We start from the raw sequence: 356 nt of genomic DNA, 5'->3' as shown, positions 1-356 counted from the left end.
GCAGAACCTGCAACAGAATGTTATGAAACGGCAACCTTTAACAATACGACGTGCTCGTGGGATGTAACTGGTAGTCAACCAGCAGAACCTGCAACAGAATGTTATGAAACGGCAACGTTTAATAATACAACGTGTTCATGGGATGTAACTGGTAGTCAACCAACAGAACCTGCAACGGAATGTTATGAGACTGCAACCTTTAATAACACGACGTGTTCTTGGGATGTAACTGGTAGTCAACCAGCAGAACCTGCAACAGAATGTTATGAGACTGCAACGTTTAATAATACGACTTGTTCGTGGGATGTCACTGGATCACAACCAGCAGAACCTGCAACAGAATGTTATGAAACGGC

The 356-nt window shown here is 43.5% G+C and carries 1 protein-coding gene; it reads left to right on the top strand.

Translation table 11 applies throughout. The annotated features are described in order from the left end of the window. On the top strand, positions 1 to 356 hold a 356-nt coding region (locus Q0787_RS19260), incomplete at both ends, for a hypothetical protein (protein ID WP_298905084.1).

Source organism: uncultured Psychroserpens sp. (assembly GCF_947492715.1).
Lineage (GTDB): Bacteria > Bacteroidota > Bacteroidia > Flavobacteriales > Flavobacteriaceae > Psychroserpens.
The sequence above is the reverse complement of the archived record's forward strand: the minus strand, read 5'-3'. Positions and strand labels throughout refer to the sequence as shown.